The 17794-nt window shown below is 64.1% G+C and carries 13 protein-coding genes and 1 tRNA gene; 12 read left to right on the top strand and 2 right to left on the bottom strand.

The features are described from left to right. The first annotated feature begins 114 nt into the window (after window positions 1-114). From KM135_RS12435 to KM135_RS12420, 4 genes are all read left to right on the top strand, one after another. The gene (locus KM135_RS12435) at window positions 115-2001 is read left to right on the top strand and encodes a PhoX family protein (protein WP_221714344.1); all 1887 of its coding nucleotides are present in this window, start codon (window positions 115-117) and stop codon (window positions 1999-2001) included. 198 nt (window positions 2002-2199) lie between these two features. Further along, on the top strand, window positions 2200-3297 hold the full coding sequence (ychF, locus tag KM135_RS12430; protein WP_221714343.1) for a redox-regulated ATPase YchF: 1098 nt from the start codon (window positions 2200-2202) through the stop codon (window positions 3295-3297). 152 nt (window positions 3298-3449) lie between these two features. Beyond that, window positions 3450-5006, top strand: a complete 1557-nt coding sequence (locus KM135_RS12425) for an alkaline phosphatase D family protein (protein WP_221714342.1) — start codon at window positions 3450-3452, stop codon at window positions 5004-5006. A gap of 17 nt (window positions 5007-5023) precedes the next feature. Then, the gene (locus tag KM135_RS12420) at window positions 5024-5485 is read left to right on the top strand and encodes a MaoC family dehydratase (protein ID WP_221714341.1); all 462 of its coding nucleotides are present in this window, start codon (window positions 5024-5026) and stop codon (window positions 5483-5485) included. 317 nt (window positions 5486-5802) lie between these two features. Here KM135_RS12420 and mutL read toward each other — a convergent pair whose 3' ends face one another. Next, window positions 5803-7590, bottom strand: a complete 1788-nt coding sequence (gene mutL, locus KM135_RS12415; protein ID WP_221714340.1) for a DNA mismatch repair endonuclease MutL — start codon at window positions 7588-7590, stop codon at window positions 5803-5805. Window positions 7591-7733: 143 nt separating this feature from the next. Between mutL and KM135_RS12410 the strand changes: the two genes are divergently transcribed. The 6 genes from KM135_RS12410 (at window position 7734) to KM135_RS12385 (ending at window position 13692) form a co-directional block, all read left to right on the top strand. Then, entirely contained in the window at window positions 7734-8777 is a 1044-nt protein-coding gene (locus tag KM135_RS12410; RefSeq protein WP_221714339.1) for a rod shape-determining protein, read from the top strand. A 17-nt stretch (window positions 8778-8794) separates the two neighbouring features. Then, a complete protein-coding gene (gene mreC / locus KM135_RS12405) occupies window positions 8795-9697 on the top strand; it encodes a rod shape-determining protein MreC (protein ID WP_221714338.1) in 903 nt (300 codons plus the stop codon). After that, complete coding sequence (locus KM135_RS12400) at window positions 9694-10209, top strand: rod shape-determining protein MreD (RefSeq protein WP_343228186.1); 516 nt, start codon at window positions 9694-9696, stop codon at window positions 10207-10209. Before mreC ends, KM135_RS12400 begins: the two co-directional genes overlap by 4 nt. After that, window positions 10194-12365 carry a penicillin-binding protein 2 gene (mrdA, locus tag KM135_RS12395; protein WP_425517035.1) on the top strand — a complete coding sequence of 724 codons (2172 nt, stop codon included), beginning with the start codon at window positions 10194-10196 and terminating at the stop codon, window positions 12363-12365. The genes KM135_RS12400 and mrdA overlap by 16 nt, the downstream gene beginning before the upstream one ends. Then, window positions 12362-13477, top strand: coding sequence for a rod shape-determining protein RodA (rodA, locus tag KM135_RS12390; protein ID WP_221714337.1), 1116 nt, complete (start codon window positions 12362-12364; stop codon window positions 13475-13477). Before mrdA ends, rodA begins: the two co-directional genes overlap by 4 nt. 139 nt (window positions 13478-13616) lie before the next feature. Further along, a tRNA-Lys gene (locus KM135_RS12385) sits at window positions 13617-13692 on the top strand. A 101-nt stretch (window positions 13693-13793) separates the two neighbouring features. Here KM135_RS12385 and KM135_RS12380 read toward each other — a convergent pair. Next, window positions 13794-14588: a PEPxxWA-CTERM sorting domain-containing protein gene (locus tag KM135_RS12380; RefSeq protein WP_246606037.1), complete on the bottom strand. Its 795-nt coding sequence runs from the start codon at window positions 14586-14588 to the stop codon at window positions 13794-13796. Window positions 14589-14855: 267 nt separating this feature from the next. Here KM135_RS12380 and KM135_RS12375 point away from each other — a divergent pair, with 267 nt between their 5' ends. Both KM135_RS12375 and KM135_RS12370 read left to right on the top strand, forming a co-directional pair. Then, a complete protein-coding gene (locus KM135_RS12375) occupies window positions 14856-15398 on the top strand; it encodes an ECF-type sigma factor (protein ID WP_246606035.1) in 543 nt (180 codons plus the stop codon). Then, window positions 15391-17760, top strand: a complete 2370-nt coding sequence (locus KM135_RS12370) for a serine/threonine-protein kinase (protein WP_221714336.1) — start codon at window positions 15391-15393, stop codon at window positions 17758-17760. The genes KM135_RS12375 and KM135_RS12370 overlap by 8 nt, the downstream gene beginning before the upstream one ends. Window positions 17761-17794: the final 34 nt, after the last annotated feature.

The raw sequence follows: 17794 nt of genomic DNA, 5'->3' as shown, positions 1-17794 counted from the left end.
TCACGACACTGACGCCGTTCGGCAATGGCACCGACATAATCGCCTGCAATCAGGGCGTTGCCAGGGAGAACATCAATCTCCCCATCACCAGCCCGAGAGAATAGGGGAATTTTCATGTCATTTCTGACCGACGAGGCGCGTGCGCCCTATCGCGCCGATGCGCACGCCAATGATGTCGCCGAAGCGAACAGCCTTGAGGCGATCGTGGCCGCCAATCCATCGCGCCGCTCGATTCTCAAGAACGGCCTTTTCGGTCTCTCGATCCTTCCGGTCGCGGGCATGCTGGCTGCATGCGACGATGACAATGGCGGCGGCGGCCCCATCGGTGGCACGCCGACCCCGACTCCCACGCCGACCGCCACGCCGACGCCGTCAGTCAGCTATGCCGTCAATTTCACCTCGGTTGCTGCCAACCAGAACGACACGGTCACCGTTCCCGCCGGCTACAAGGTCGACGTCATGTTCAAGGCGGGCGACGCGGTCGAGAGCGGCGTCACCGGCTATGCCGGCAGCTTCCCTACTCCGGCTCAGGCCGAGAAATGGGCCGGCGGCAATCACGACGGCATGGAATATTTCGAGCTTTCCGGCACCAATCCGAACAATGGCGGCCTGCTCGCGATCAATTTCGAGTTCCCGGACTTCAACATCCTGATGAGCGGAGCCTACAACGCCGCGACCGCGACCGCCGACCAGAAGGCCATCGCGCTTTCGGCCGTCGGCATCGCGGTGATCGAGGTCGCGAACGACGGGACAAAGTGGGCGATCAAGCCCGACTCCAAGTACAACAAGCGCTACACCGGCAATTCGACCTATCGCGCCGGCGGTCCGGCTGCAGGCTTCCTGCCGGGCACGATCAAGGGCATGCTCAACAATTGCGCGAGCGGCCGCACGCCCTGGGGCACCTATCTTACGTGCGAAGAGTCGACCGACAATTATCTCGACCCCACGCAGCCCGCCGTCGGCTATGGCTGGGTGGTCGAGATCGACCCGTATCAGGAGTTGGCGCAACCGACCAAGCGCACGGCGCTCGGCCGCTTCGATCACGAGAATGTCGCCTATATGAGCGACAGCAACCGTCGCACTGCCTTCTACATGGGTGACGATGGCACGCCGGGCTGCGTCTACAAGTTCGTCCCCGACCGCGCCTGGAGCAACACCAACCGCGCCGCGAACATCGATCTGCTCGATTACGGCACGCTCTACGTGGCGAAGTTCAACGCCAACGGCACGGGCGAGTGGCGCGAACTGACCCAGGGCAAGAACGGCCTCGTCATGGGCGCATCCGATCCCGGCAACGTCTCGCAAAGCGTCACGCCGCCCACCCCCACCATCGTCAATTTCGCGAATCAGGGCGACGTGCTGATCAACTGCAAGTCGGCCGCGCGCGTCGCGGGCGGTACGGTCATGGATCGGCCCGAGTGGATCACGGTCGCGCCGAACAATCAGGCGATCTTCGTCACGCTCACCAACAACAGCGGCCGCCGCACCACGGACGCCGCCAATCCGCGCACGACCAACCTGCACGGTCACATCCTCAAGCTCCGCGAAAGCGGCGACAGCCCGCTTGCGACCGGCTTCACATGGGAGATCTTCCTGCAGGCGGGCGATCCCTCGCTCTCCTCGGGCGGCACCAATCTGGTTGGCAACATCAATGGCGACACCTTCTCGAGCCCGGACGGCATCCGCATCGATCCGCAGGGCCGCCTCTGGGTGCAGACCGACCATAGTGTCCCGGGCAATTCGGGCGTCTCGGGCCGGAGCATCGATCAGACGTTCGGCAACAACGCGATGTTCTATGTCGACCAGACGACCAAGCAGTCCAAGCGCTTCCTGGTCGGTCCGGTCGGCTGCGAGATCACAGGGCTGGCCTATACGCCGGACCTGCGGACCTTCTTCGTGAACATCCAGCACCCAACCGGCAACTGGCCCGTCGCGGGCCAGCAGCCCCGCTCCTCGACGATCGTGGTGACCCGCACGGACTCTCAGCCCGTCGGCAACTGACGTCGATATCCATCTGCTGCCGCTCCACGGGGTCCCTTGTCCCGGAGCGGCCGATAAGAGCCGCCGTGCCTCTCCCCCGGCGCGGCGGCTCATTCATTTTGCGTGGCATCCCGCAACTCGCCCAAACGGACTGGCGCAAAACCGATCAAGCGACTATCTGCGCCACTTTCCCGATCCTCAGGACACGAGCATCACGCCATGGGTTTCAAATGCGGCATCGTCGGCCTGCCCAATGTCGGCAAGTCGACTCTCTTCAATGCGTTGACCGAGACGCAGGCCGCGCAGGCCGCCAATTATCCCTTCTGCACGATCGAGCCCAATGTCGGCCAGGTCGCCGTGCCGGACACGCGGCTGGACAAGCTCGCCGCGATCGCCGGCAGCCAGAAGATCATCCCGACCCAGCTCGCTTTCGTGGACATTGCCGGCCTGGTGCGTGGCGCGTCCAAGGGCGAAGGCCTCGGCAACCAGTTCCTCGGCAACATCCGCGAGGTGGATGCCGTCGTCCATGTCCTGCGCTGCTTCGAGAATGACGACATCCAGCATGTCGATAACCGCGTCGATCCGATCGCCGACGCAGAGACGGTCGAGACCGAGCTGATGCTGTCCGATCTCGAAAGCCTCGAAAAGCGCGTCCCCGCCTTCCAGAAGAAGGCGACAGGCGGCGACAAGGAGGCGAAGATCGCGGCGACCGTGCTCGGCAAGGCGCTCGATCTGCTGCGCGAGGGCAAGCCCGCCCGCCTCACCGCGATTAACGATATCGAGGAAGCACGCATCTTCGCGCAGGCGCAGCTACTCACTTCCAAGCCGGTCCTCTACGTCTGCAATGTCGAGGAAGAGAGCGCCGCTGAAGGCAATGCATTCAGCGCCCGCGTGTTCGAAAAGGCTAAGGCCGAAGGCGCGCAGGCCGTCATCGTCTCCGCCGCGATCGAGGCGGACATCGTTACCATGGCGCCTGACGAGCGCACCGAATTCCTCGAGGCGCTCGGGCTGCAGGAAGCCGGCCTCGCCCGCATCATCCGCGCGGGCTACGACCTGCTCAACCTCATCACTTTCTTCACCGTCGGTCCCAAGGAAGCCCGTGCCTGGACCGTCCACAAGGGCGCGGCTGCCCCGGAAGCAGCGGGCGAGATCCATTCGGATTTCCAGAAGGGCTTCATCCGCGCCGAGACCATCGCTTTCGACGACTATGTGACGCTCGGCGGCGAAGCCAAGGCGCGCGAGGCCGGGAAGCTGCGCGCGGAAGGCAAGTCCTATGTCGTGCACGATGGCGACGTCATGCACTTCCTGCATAGCTGAGTTCATGTGATCGAGGCAGTCACGCGGCTGTCGCCGGCCTCCAGAGCTGGCAAGGAAGAAAGACAGATCTGATCGATTTTCGGGCCGTCAGTAGACAGCCCCCTCCAAATCATGCCACCGGACCGTCACACTCTCCTTCTAGGAACCGGTCGATGTTCACACGACGCACCCTGATCCGTTCGGCCGGCGCGACGGCGCTCGGCGCCATCGGCGCCATCGGCGCTCCTGCCATTCTCCGCGCGCAAAGCTGGTTCCGCGACACGCCATTTTCGCTCGGCGTCGCATCGGGCGATCCGGCGCCGGACGGCTTCGTCATCTGGACCAAGCTCGCGCCCGAGCCATACGAGCAGCATGGCGGCATGCCGATGTCGACCTTGCCGGTCGCCTGGGAAGTTTCGAGCGACGATCGCTTCGCAACCATCGTCGCCAGGGGCGAGGCGCTGGCACGGCCGGAGCTGGGACATAGCATCCATGTCGATGTCTCGGGCCTCGAGCCGGACCGGCCTTATTGGTACCGCTTCCAGATTGGCTCGGAGCGCTCGCTCTATGGCCGTGCCCGCACCCTGCTCCGCCCTGGCACGGCCGCATCGAGCCTGAAGTTCGGCGTCTGCGGCTGCCAGAACTTCGAGTCCGGCTACTACACGGCCTATCGCCATCTCGCGCGCGAGGATCTCGCCTTCGTCTTCCACTATGGCGACTTCATGTACGAATATAGCCCGAACTATCTGTTCGAGCAGAACCTGCCGGTGACCAAGCCGCGCGAACATCGCCTGCGCGAAGTCTTCTCGCTCGATGACTATCGCGCTCATTATGCCCAGCACCTGCTCGATCTCGACCTGCAGGCCGCGCGCTCGCGCCACGCTTTCCTGTCGACGTTCGACGATCACGAGATCGAGAATAACTGGGTGCAGGACATCTCGCAGCGTCGCGACGTCCCGGCGGAGGTCTTCGCGCTGCGCCGTCAGGCGGCCATGCAGGCCTGGTACGAGCATATGCCGGTCCGCGCCGCCATGTTCCCGCGCAATGGCCTCATCGCCGTCAATCGCCGCCTGACCTATGGCAATCTCATGGCCATGAACCTGCTCGATACGCGCAGCTTCCGGTCGGACCAGCCCTGCGACGATGGCTTCAAGCCCTTCTGCCCCGGCGTCGCCGATCCCAAGGCCGCCGTGCTCGGGCAAGCGCAGGAAGCCTGGCTCGACGCCAGCCTCGGCCGCAAGGATGCAACCTGGACCTGCCTCGCCCAGCAGATCATGATGATGCCGCTCGACCGCCGCACGCGCGACGATCAGCCGGAGAAAATCCTCAATATCGACAGCTGGGCAAGCTATGACGCGCCACGCACGCGCCTGATGAGCCGCCTCGGCAAGATCGACAATGTTGTCGCCCTCACCGGTGACGAGCATCAGAATTTCGCGGGTCTGCTGTATGACAAGGACAAGCCGGTAGCGGCGGAGTTCGTCAGCACCTCGATCTCCAGCGGCGGCGACGGGCAGGATGTCCGCGCCGGCAGCGATAAGATTCTCGCCAACAACGCCCAGCTCAAGTTCGTGAACGATCAGCGCGGCTACACCGTCTGCGAAGTGACGCCCGAGGCGTGGAAAACGCACTTCATGGTGATGGACAAGGTCTCTGTACCCGGCGGTGCCATTTCCCGTCGTGCGACCGCCACCGTCCCGCGCGGTCAGGCCTCGCTTACGATCGCTTGATAAGCTACGGCGCTAGCATGGACTATTATTGGGACGATCTCAACGTCGGCTTCATCGATCAATTCGGGCCGATTTCCGTGGACCGCGAGGAAGTGCTCGCCTTTGCCGAGCGCTATGATCCGCAGCCTTTCCATCTGTCGGACGAGGCGGCGGCGCTGACCCATTTCGGCAAGCTCGCCGCCAGCGGCTGGCACACCTGCTCGATGATGATGGGCGCCATGGTCCGCCACTGGCAGGCGACGCCGGGCTGGCAGGAAGGCTCGCTTGGCGCGATGGGGATCGACGAACTGCGCTGGCGCAAACCCGTCTTCCCGGAAGATACGCTGCACGGCAAGAGCGAACTCATCGAGAAGATCGCGAGCCGCTCACGCCCGGAAATGGGCATCGTGAAGTTCCGCACCAGCCTGACCAACCAGCATGGCGAAGAAGTGCTGAGCCTCGTCTCGACGGCGATGCGCAAGCGGCGCCCGCAGGCTTAGGGGCAGACCCAAGCCTCCCCTTCATCGTCATCCCAGCATTCGCTGGGGTGACGGAGAGTGATCGACTCTGTCCTACAACCGCAAATTCATGCCAGCCTTCACAAGCCGGCCAAGAAGCCTGCACGTTCTTTGATCCGTTAACCTATTGAAAACACGCCATTCTGCCAGGCCGAGGTGGCGCCCCATCTCGTCTCACCATGCGCGATATGCACGAAGTTTGCGAATTTAGGCGATAGAACCACGTAAGTTCAGAAGCTTACGCGCGCGACTGTCGCAACGAATCCGCCCTATCCGTGCGAACTCAGAGCCAATCGGCGTCAATGCCGCCCGAACAGCTTCTCGATATCCCCATGAGCAAGCTTAATCCAAGTCGGCCGCCCATGATTGCACTGCCCCGAATGCGGCGTGACCTCCATCTCCCGAAGCAGCGCATTCATCTCGGTCACGGACAGAACCCGCCCCGCCCGCACCGATCCATGGCAGGCCATGGTCGCCGCAACGAGATCGAGCCTCCCCTTGAGCGAGGTCGCGTCGCCCAGCGCGGCCAGATCGTCGGCGAGATCGCGGACGAGTCCTGTCACATCGCTGAGTCCCAGCATCGCCGGTGCAGCCCGCACCAGCATGGCGGACGGCCCGAACCGCTCGATCTCCAGACCAAGCTCGGCCAGTTCCACGATCCGCCCTTCGATCCGGTCGCAGGCCGGCTCGTCCAGTTCGACCACCTCGGGCAGGAGCAGCGCCTGCCGCGCCACGGCGCCATCCGCCAGCGCCCTGCGCATCCGCTCCAGCACCAGCCGCTCGTGCGCGGCGTGCTGATCGACCAGGATGAGGCCATCGTCCGCCTCGGCGACGATATAGGTGCGCGCCACCTGCCCCCTGGCAATGCCGAGCGGAAACTCGCGCGGCTCCGCGGCGACATGCACAGGAGCCGGTTCTGCCCGGCCCGACGGAGCAAAGCCCGAGAAACGCGCCTGCCGATCGCCGAACAACGGTACCCCTCCATAGGCTCCGCCCGCTGAGCGCGCCGGCCAGTCAGGTTGTGGTGAGGCCGCTTCGAACGCGGGAATTGCCTCCCGCTGCCAGAGTTCGGTCGAACTCGCATCGGCCCGATTGGCAACGCGCATCCCTGCTTCGTCCAGCGCGCGCCGCAATCCGCTCACGATCATGCCGCGCATGAAGGCCGGATCGCGGAAGCGCACTTCCGTCTTGGCCGGATGGACGTTCACATCCACTTCCTCGACAGGCACCGAAAGAAACAGCGCCATCACCGGATGCCGATCCCGCGCGATGAAGTCGGCATAAGCCCCGCGCACTGCGCCGACCAGCAACCGGTCGCGCACCGGGCGTCCATTGACGAACAGATATTGATGGTCCGCGCTCCCACGATGGAAGGTCGGTAGCGACGCGACGCCCGCCAGCGACACCCCTTCCCGCTCCAGCGCGATGATGACGTGATTGTCCGCCAGTTCCCGGTCGATGAGCTGCGCGACACGGTCCTCCCGCTCCTGCCCGCCCGGCAGCGACAGCACCCGGCGCCCGTCATGCTCGAAGACGAAGGCGACGTCCTGTCTCGCCATGGCGAGCCGGCGTACGATGTCGAGACAGGCGGCATATTCGGATCGCGGGCTGCGCAGGAACTTGCGCCGCGCCGGGATGCGCTCGAACAGCCCATCGACCTCGACCCGGGTGCCGGGCGGCATGGCAGCTGGCTCGATCGGGCCGATGACGCCGTTGTCACACACGAGTCTCCAGCCATCGCCGCCTGCCTGACGGCTGGCCAGGGTAAGCCGCGCGACACTCCCGATCGAGGGCAGCGCCTCGCCGCGAAAACCGAGCGTCCTGACCTGCTCGATCGCCTCATCCGGCAGTTTGGATGTCGCGTGACGTTCCAGCGCGAGAGCGATTTCATCCCGGGCAATGCCATGCCCGTCGTCGGTGACAGCGATCCCCTCAAGACCGCCCTGACGAAGCGTGACGGCGATCGAACGCGCGCCTGCATCGAGCGCATTCTCGATCAGTTCCTTAAGGGCGCTGGCCGGTCGTTCGACCACTTCACCGGCAGCGATTCGATTAACGAGAGTCTCTGGGAGGCGGCGTATTGACATTGGATTGCGACTAGACCAAGCGAGCGTCCTACGCGAGCGAAAGCCATTCATGGTCGCGAAATGGGTGGGTCGGGTCGCGCGTCAATCCCAGAGGATCTGAAAGTGCGTCGCACGCGGCGCATCGGGCACGAACAGGACACTCAATGTCGTTCTTCACCAAGTTGTTCAAGTTCACCTCCCACGACATGGCGATCGATCTCGGCACGGCGAATACAGTCGTCTATGTGCGCGGTCGCGGCATCGTCCTCAATGAGCCGTCGGTCGTGGCCGTCGAGACCATCAACGGCGTGAAGCGCGTCAAGGCCGTCGGCGACGACGCCAAGCTGATGATGGGCAAGACGCCCGACAGCATCGAGGCGATCCGTCCCCTGCGCGATGGCGTCATCGCCGACATCGACATTGCCGAGCAGATGATCAAATGGTTCATCAGCAAGGTGCATGGCCATCGCCGCTTCCTGCGCTTCCCCGAGATCGTGATCTGCGTGCCCTCGGGTTCGACCAGCGTCGAGCGCCGCGCCATCCGCGATGCCGCCAGCAATGCAGGCGCCTCTCAGGTGTTCCTGATCGAGGAGCCGATGGCCGCCGCGATCGGTGCCGACATGCCCGTCACTGAGCCGATCGGCTCTATGGTGGTCGACATCGGCGGCGGCACGACCGAAGTCGCTGTGCTTTCGCTGCGCGGTCTTGCCTACACGACCAGCGTGCGCGTTGGCGGCGACAAGATGGACGAAGCGATCGTCTCCTATGTCCGTCGCCACCATAACCTCTTGATCGGCGAAGCGACGGCCGAGCGCATCAAGAAGGAATACGGCATCGCGCAGAAGCCCGCCGATGGCGTCGGCGCGACAATCCACATCAAGGGCCGCGACCTCGTGAACGGCGTGCCCAAGGAGATCGCGATCAACCAGGGCCAGATCGCTGACGCGCTGGCCGAGCCGATCGGCACGATCGTCGAGGGCGTGCGCATCGCGCTCGAAAACACCGCGCCGGAGCTGGCTGCGGATATCGTCGATCAGGGCATCGTCCTCACCGGCGGCGGCGCCTTGCTCAAGGGGCTGGACGAGGAGCTTCGCGACGAGACCGGTCTGCCTGTTACCGTCGCCGAGGACCCGCTGACCTGCGTCGCGATCGGCACGGGGCGCGCGATGGAGGATCCGGTCTTCCGCGGCGTGCTCCAGACCGCCTGAGCTGAGGCTTCGCCATCATGGCGCCACCGAGCAAGAGGCGCCCCGGCTACGACCGGAAAGCGCAATATAGCCTGTTCGCCAGCTATGTGATTGCCATAGCCGGGGCACTGGTTGCGTTGCTTCTGCTGGTCATCTCGATCGCCGACCCGACGGGATTCAACGCGCTGCGCTCGATCACGGCCGAAGCGACCCGACCGGTATCGGCCAGCCTGCGCGCGGTCGTGGTCGGCATCGGCAATCTGGACGAGGCGATTGCAGCCTATATCAATGCCGGTTCCCAGAATGCAGCGCTCCGCCGCCAGGTCGATGGCAATCGCACGAAGCTGATCGAAGCGGACGCAATTCGTCAGGAAAACATTCGCCTCAAGCGCCTGTTGCGCCTGACCGAGACGGACACTGGCGTCGTGTCCGCCGGCCATCTTATTTCATCGACTGCCAGCAGTTCCGCCCGCGTGGCGCGCCTCGACATCGGCCGGTCGCGCGGTGTTCAGCCGGGCATGCCGGTCTCGGCGCCTGAAGGCCTCGTCGGCCGGGTGTTGCGTGCCGGGCCGAACACCGCAGATGTCCTGCTGCTGATCGATGAAGGCAATGTCGTGCCCGTCCGCCGCACGAGTGACAATATTCCGGGCATAAGCTCCGGCCGCGGTGACGGAACGGTCGAGATTCGCGCGCTCAATACGGAAAGCAATCCGTTCAAACCGGGCGATGTCCTCGTCACGTCCGGAATTGGAGGTCTCTACCGGCCCAATATTCCGGTCGCGATCGTCGCGCGGCTCGAAGGCGACCGCGCAGTGGCGATCCCGCTTGCAAATCCTTCCCGCATCGAACTGATCGTCGTGCAGACGCCGTTCCGACCTGCCGAGGCAGTTGCTGCGGGAACGCCAGGCGCTGAGCCTCCGACCAATGCGGGCGAGCCGTGATCGCTCGCTACGATAATCGCATCGGTCGCCGGCGCACCCTGCTGCACATCCGCGGAACGCCGGTGGTGACGGTCATGCTCGGCTCGATGAGTGCCGCTCTCGTTCCGGCCATTGCCCAGACGCCGCTCCTGCCTCCGCTCGGCCTGATGCTGCTCATCGCCTGGCGCCTGCTCCGCCCGGACATGTGGCCGCTCTGGGTGGGTCTGCCGCTTGGCCTGTTCGACGATCTGATGAGCGGGCAGCCCGTCGGCAGCGCCATGCTGCTCTGGACGATCATCCTACTTGGCCTCGATTTCGAGAGCCAGCGGCACTTCTGGCGCGATTATTGGCACGGCTGGTTCACGGCGGCAGCAGCTTTGGCCTTCGCAATCGGTGGCGGGTGGATGATTGTGCGTCTCGCAGGCTATGGCGGTTCGGCCGTTCAAATCCTGCCGCAGATTGCCTATAGCATCGGCTTGTTCCCACTCGCCGTGCGGCTCTGCGCGGCTCTGGACAGGTGGCGATTGCCGTGAAGATATTGGGTGTAAACCCCTTTGGTTTCAATTTGTTCGGCAAGAAACTCGTCACCGAGGCGAGTCAGTCATTCACGTTCGGGCGCCGCGCCTTCTTCTTGGGCGGCGCGCAGACGGCCGTTGGCGCCATGCTCATTAGCCGCATGGGCTGGATCGCCATTGCCGAGAACGAGAAATATGAGCTGCTTTCGGAGAGCAACCGGGTCAACCTGACGATCACCCCACCCCGACGGGGCTGGATCGTGGACCGCCGGGGCTTGCCGCTTGCCTCCAACCGGACCAACTTTCGCGTCGATATCATCCCGGACCGGTTTCAGAACCGCGAACGTGTCCTTGGCGAACTGACCAGCCTGCTCAAGCTCGATCCCAATGTCGTCGATCGCATTAACGAAGATCTCGACAAGGCTGCGGGTTTCCAGCCTGTACAGGTCGCCGATGATCTCAGCTATGAACAATATGCCGCCCTGTCAGTCCGCCTCTCCGAGTTTCCCGGCGTCGCGCCGGCACAGGGTTTCTCGCGCTTCTATCCGGCCGGCCCTTCGGTTGGACATCTGATCGGCTATGTCGGCGCACCCTCAGCCGAAGACTATCAGAAGACAAAGGATCCGCTGCTCATCACGCCCGGCTTCAAGCTCGGCAAGCAAGGTCTTGAGAAGTCTCTCGACCACAATCTCACCGGGAAGCCCGGTGCCCGCCGCGTCGAGGTGACCGCACGCGGCAAAATCGTTCGCGATCTCGCCACGCGGCCCGACACACCCGGCCACTCCGTCCGCCTCACCATCGATGCCGGCCTCCAGGAATTTGCGGGGCGCCGCCTCGGCGAGCAGAGCGGTGCCGTCGTCATCATGGATTGCCAGACCGGCGATATCCTTTGCTCGACCTCCATGCCGAGCTTCGATCCCAACAGCTTCTCGGGCGGCATCTCCCATCTCGAATGGCAGATGCTGTCGGAGGACGATCACGTTCCTCTCCGCAACAAGACACTTGCCGGTCTCTATCCGCCGGGATCGACCGTGAAGCCGATGATTGCCCTCTCCTTCCTGGAAGCCGGCCTCGCGCCGACCGAAACCGTGGTCTGCACGGGCGGCCTGCGCGTGGGCAACCGCGTGTTTCACTGTCATCGCCGGGGCGGACACGGTACGGTGAATATGCACCGTGCCATCGAGCAGAGCTGCAACATCTACTTCTATTACTTCGCGCAAAAGATCGGCATGGACGTGATTGCCGCCATGGCGCGGCGATTGGGGCTGGGTCAGAAATTCGACTTGCCTTTCCCCAGTCAGAGTTACGGAACGGTCCCCGATCCGGCCTGGAAGAAGAAGAAGTACGATCAGGACTGGCAGACCTACGACACGGTCAACGCTACGATCGGCCAGGGCTACATGCTCGTAAACCCCACCCAGATGTGCGTCATGGCCGCACGCCTCGCGACGGGACGCGACCTCAAGCCGCACTTCATTCACGATGGGAAGCGGCACGAAGGCGCATCGATGGGCATTCCGCTCGATCATCTCACTGTCATCCGCAATGCCATGAAGGATGTCGTGAACGGCGGCGGCACGGGCCGTGCGGCGCGGCTCGACATCCCGGGTGTCATGATCGCCGGCAAGACGGGCACGGCTCAGGTCAATGCGCTTTCGAGCAGCGGGCGCGGCAATGCGGGGCGGCCTTTCAGATTCCGCGACCATGCCCTGTTTCAGGGCTTCGCGCCGCACGACAATCCGCGCTACGCCATCTTCACGATCGTCGAACATGGCGGCCATTTGAACCGCATCCAGGACGCCCCCATGATTTCCGGGGACTGCATGACCTATCTCTACGATCCCGCCAAGGCGATGGAGAAGCTGCATGAGTTCGAGAAGGGCTGGGGCGGAACGCCGCAACAACGGCTGGAGCGGCAGCTGAACGAGTTCCGGATCGCAAAGGGCCTCGCAATTGCGCAACCCATATTGGACAACGCGACGAACGCGGGCACACCCGCCAATAGCGCGGTGTCAGAGCACGCGGCCGATACGGCTGAAGCCGGCGAACCGCGGGGCGAAGACGCTCAATCCACCGAGATACCGCGCGAGCCAAGTCCCGTCACAGCAAACCCAGCCGCAGGCTCTGCCTCCCCACCGGCGCTGACGCCTCAGCAACCGCCGGAGGTGCAATGAACAGGCTCGTCCCCGTGCCGGAGGTGATCGCGCGCCTGCCATGGGGACTCTATGCGCTGCTGGGAGCCATCGCCTGTTTCGGCTCGATCGTGCTTTTCAGCGCGGCGGGCGGCCATATCATGCCCTGGGCCGGCATGCAGATCTTCCGCTTCAGCGTGTTTCTTGTCATGGCCGAGGTCATCTCCCGCCTGCCGCACAGCCTGATCCGCATGAGCGCCTTGCCAATCTACGGCGCCGTGCTGATCGCGCTTATCCTGGTCGAATTGATCGGCGGCGTCGCCGGCGGCAGCCAGCGCTGGATCAATCTCGGCTTCATGCAGTTCCAACCGTCCGAATTCATGAAGGTCGCGATCGTGCTCGCGGTCGCTCGTTTCTATTCGATCCTGCCGATCCCCCAGACGCGCACGATGACCGCGATCTGGCCGGCGGGCGTGCTCATCGGTTTCCCGGCCGTTCTCGTGCTGATCCAGCCCGATCTCGGCACGGCAAGCATGATCGGCTTTGGTGGCCTGACCGTGATGTTCCTCGCGGGCTTGCCGCTACGCCTGTTCGTCGGTTCCGGTCTCGCCGTGGCAGCGATCATCCCGGTCGCTTTCAGCTTCCTGCACGAATATCAGCAAAAGCGCGTGCTGATCTTCATGGATCCGGAAAGCGACCCGCTGGGCGCCGGTTATCATATCAGCCAGTCCAAGATCGCGATCGGATCGGGCGGCTTGTTCGGCAAGGGCTTTCTCAACGGCACGCAAAGCCATCTCGACTATCTGCCCGAGGGCCATACCGACTTCGTCTTTGCCACGATGGCGGAGGAATGGGGCATGCTTGGCGGCACCCTGCTGATCGTGGCACTCATGCTGCTGCTGCGCTGGGGCATGCGTGTCGCCCAGCAGACCGACGACCGCTTCGCCCGGCTCGTGGCGGGCGGCCTCACGACGACCATATTCCTATACATCGCCATCAATCTCATGATGGTGATGGGCATGGCACCGGTCGTCGGCATCCCCTTGCCCTTCATGTCCTACGGTGGCTCTTCGATGCTGACCGTCATGCTGTGCATCGGCATCATCCGGAATATCGACCGCAATCGCGAGACGCTGGGCGACCGCTGGCGCTAGGCCGGCAGAACCCGCGACAGCCCTCGACAAAAAGCGCGCCGCGCAACGATATTTTATGTTGGCAAGCCAGGAGGCCCATGCTAACGGCGCCCCTCCTGACCGCAAGCAGCGCCTTAAAGCACTGCATCGAGGCCAGTGTGGACGCATAGCTCAGTTGGTAGAGCAGCTGACTCTTAATCAGCGGGTCCTAGGTTCGAGCCCTAGTGCGTCCACCACCTTCCCAGCCCTGGATCGACCGTCAGCCTTGCGTTGAACGACGGAAAAGCGAGCCCGACGCTTGGCCGGGCTCACCATGATTTTTCGATCGCGGCGCTGATCAGGCGAAGGCGATCCGCACGTGCTGCTGACGGCGCATGATCGTGCCGACAGCGCCGAGGCCCAGGATCATCATCGCCCAGCTGGCCGGCTCGGGGACAGCGCCGGGCGGCGGGGGCGGCAATGTCTCGTTCGTGATGCCGGCATAGAGAACCGACGCCTGCGAGTAGTTGTAGAAGCCAAAGCGGCCGTCGCTGAACGAGCCGTTGACGTCAAACTGCAGCACGTCATTGACCCAGACCTTGATGTTGCTCGACGTGTAGGCAATGTCGAACGAGTAGACGACATTGTCTGCCCAGCCCGTGTCGCCCAGCGTCGCGCCGCGCGCCAGTTCATCAACACCCCAGGCTGGGTTGTGCGCCCATGCGCCATCATTGTCGCCCAGGCCTTCCGTGACGTGAGACAGCGCCAGACCGCGCTTGGCGGTGCCCTGATTGCCCTGCTTCCAGTCGATCAGGAGGAAGTCGGTCGTCGCCGCGGTCAGGTCACCGGAGTTGAAGCCGACAACGAACCCGACGAAATCGTCATCGCCCGACGTCGCCACCTGGATCGTTCCGGAGAGCTGATTGCCGAACGCGCTATAGTCGCTGAAAAACACGGTCGGCGAGCCGTTGACGGTCTGACGGACCGCGTTGTTGCCGGGCTGAAGAACCCAATTGAAATTGCCCGGATAGCCCTGAGCCGTCCAACCCGACAGATCCACCGGCACCTCGGCAGCGAAACCCGCCGTCGTACCCAGACCAATCAAGGAGGAGGCAAGCGCCCCAGCAAGTGCGACCTTCATCGAAAATGACATGATATTCTCCCACACAAGTCCCTGTCGAAGAGGAGGCCCTTGCCTCCCTTCCACCTGAGTCAGCGGAAGAACGCGCCGAACCGGATCAGAAAAAGTTAACCAAGCGATCCAAAAATGGGACAGGCGCCTGCATACTTCTTCACGTACTCATCCCACTCTGTGACGGATCGTTACGCATTGAGACTGGACAGCGACACATTCTGCCGCTTCAACGGGTTAGCCGACTATAAAGTGGGGTCGCACGGGATGACCAGCGGGGACGGCGGCATGGCCGATCTCATCCAGCAATGGCGAAGCGGCAACATCGCCGCGCGCGATGCGCTGATCCAGCGGATGCTGCCAGAGCTCCGCCTCATCGCCGCCGCGCGCCTGCGTGGCGAAATCAACAGTTCGCTCTCGACCGACGATCTGATCAATGACGCGATCCTGCGCTTCATGCGCCTGAGCTCCGTCAGCCTGGTCGATCGCGCCCATTTCATCGCGCTTTCCTCGCGCATCATGCGCAACGTCCTCACCGATCATGCCCGGGCGAAACACGCCGGTAAGCGCAAACATCAGAAGATTGAACTCAATACGCAGGTCGATGGTGGCCAACGCATTGACCTGGAATCCCTCAATTTCGCGCTTATCCGGTTGGGCGCCATCGATCCGGCGCTGATGGAGCTGGTGGAAATGCGATATTTCGGGGCAATGAGCATCGACGACGTTGCATTGGCGACGGGGCAATCCGCCGCTACGATAAAGCGGCGCTGGCGCACGGCGCGCGCTTGGCTCGCCGACGCGATGGCGGAGGCGGTCGATAATGGATGAGGTCGAACTCGAACGTGCCGCACTCAGGCTGTTCGACGTCCTCACCGACATCCCGGAAGCAGAGCGGGAACGCTGGATCGAAGCGGAAACGCGAGGCAACAGCGCACTCGAAGGGCGGCTCCGTTCCTTGATCGCCGCAGAGCGGCGCGCGAACATGCAGACCGGCGGCGCGTGGCTGGATCAGGATGACGCCGCCTTCCCCGAACGGATCGGCGCCTATCGCGTCACCGGTCTCATCGGCCGCGGCGGCATGGGCAGTGTCTATCGCGGCGAGCGCGCGTCCGGCGACTTCGATCATGCCGTCGCGCTCAAGGTCATCAAGCCCGGCCTGCTCAGCGAGAACCTCGCCGAACGCTTCCGGCGGGAACGGCAAACACTGGCGCAGCTCCAGCATCCGCATATCGCGCAGCTCTTCGACGGCGGCGAGATGCCAGACGGCGCGCCTTATATCGTCATGGAACTGGTCAACGGCCAGTCGTTGCTGCGCTGGGTCGAGGACAGCCCCCCCCCACGCGGCGAACGGCTCCGCATGTTCGGCGCGATCTGCCGGGCCGTCGGCTTCGCGCACCGCAGCCTCGTCGTCCATCGCGACCTGACGCCATCCAACGTGCTCGTGACGGCAGACGGCGCGCCGAAGCTCATCGATTTCGGCATTGCCCGCGCTCCAGACCTCGAGCCGTCGCAGGACGGCACGCGCCCGCCGTCGATCGGCAGCCTCAGTCTCACGCCGGGCTATGCAGCTCCCGAACGCATGACCAGCGCAGCGGTCTCGACGGGCGCGGACATATATTCGCTCGGTAAGCTGCTTGCCTGGCTGTTACCGAACGGCAGCGATGCCGAGTTCAAGGCCATCGTCGCCAAAGCGACGGCCGATGATCCCAATGACCGCTATGCGACGGCCGAGGCGCTGGCCGAAGATGTCGAGGCCTGGAGCAGCGGCTATCCCGTCGTCGCTGCGCAGGGTGGGCGCGGCTACGTCTTTGCCAAGTTCGTGCGGCGCAATCGGCTGCCGATCAGCGCGGCGGCACTGGCGCTCGTCCTGCTGCTCAGCGCACTGGTCTATGCGCTGGTCGCCAATCATCGCGCGCAGATCGCCCGCGCCGATGCCGAAACGCGGTTCAACGATGTGCGCACGCTGGCCAACCATATGCTGTTCGACCTCAATGACCAGCTCGGTCGCGTCCCGGGCAACACGGCAGGGCGAGCTGCGCTGGCCGCGCAGGCCCAGCGCTATCTCGCCTCGCTTGCCGACACGCCCGGCGCATCGCCTGCACTCCAGCTCGAGACCGCGCGCGGTCTGCTGCGCCTCGCCGAGATCCAGGGCGTCCCCAACGGCCCCAATCTCGGTGAGCGTGCTGCCGCGATCGCCAATCTCGATCGCGCGGACAAGCTACTCGCGGCCCAGCCCGCCGACAATGAGCGCGCCTCCACCTATCGTGGACTGTCCGCCGTCTATCGCAGCCTCATCCAGGTGCATGGCGACGCAGACGAGAAGGCCGCTCAGACTTCACTTGCGGGAGCGGGCAAAGCGCTGGACGCAGTCACGCCGGCGAGACGGGATGCCCAATGGACCGAAGCGCAAAGCGCGCTCCATCTGGCGAGGCTCGAATTTGCCGACGTCTCCGGCAATCGGCCCGACATACCCGCCATTCTCACCCAGGCCCGCAAGGATCGCGCCGCCTGGACCGCGGAGCAGCGCGGGAGCTTCAGGGCACGCGCCGATGAGGCGATGCTCGCTTATTATGATGCGCTGGCTCAGGGCGACGAGGATTATGACAAGGCGCTCGCCTTGCATCTCGATGCCGCCAGAATCTACGAGGCACTTCTAAAGGAGCGTCGGGACGATCCGCTCATCCTCTACCGCGCAGCGTGGAACGGACTGGATGGTTTCGCGGCGGGCTCGCGGGCCGGAACGGAGGATGTATCCGACCGATTGATCCGGGAAGCGGCGGCCGTCGTCGATCGGCTCGCGATCATCGACGACCGGGACGATGCGGTGCGCTCGCTCCAGGCCAACATCAAGGAAGCGCTCGCGCAGAACCTGCGCGATGCCGATCAGTTCGACGCGGCCATTATGGCCGGTCAGGGCGCTGTCGCCGCGCGGCAGGCAGCGGTGAACCGGCAGGCGAGCGGGAAGGCGCTGGGCAATCTCGGCTTCTCGCAGATGATCCTCGGCATCATCGCGCGCGACGCCGGGCGGCGAGAATTGGCCTGTGCTACATGGGGCGACGCGCTCACCAGCCTGCGCCGGGCCGACGGCACGGGACAGATCGTCGGTTTCCACAAGGGCTTCATTCCCGGTATCGACGCCCATGTGAAGGCCTGTGCAAGCGGCGGCGCCATCGATTTTCCGATGCGCTGAACCGATCGCGGTCCCCGTCAGGGACAAGCAATGC

The organism is Sphingobium xanthum, from assembly GCF_019737615.1.
GTDB lineage: Bacteria > Pseudomonadota > Alphaproteobacteria > Sphingomonadales > Sphingomonadaceae > Sphingobium > Sphingobium xanthum.
This window is presented reverse-complemented; position numbering and strand designations above follow the sequence as displayed.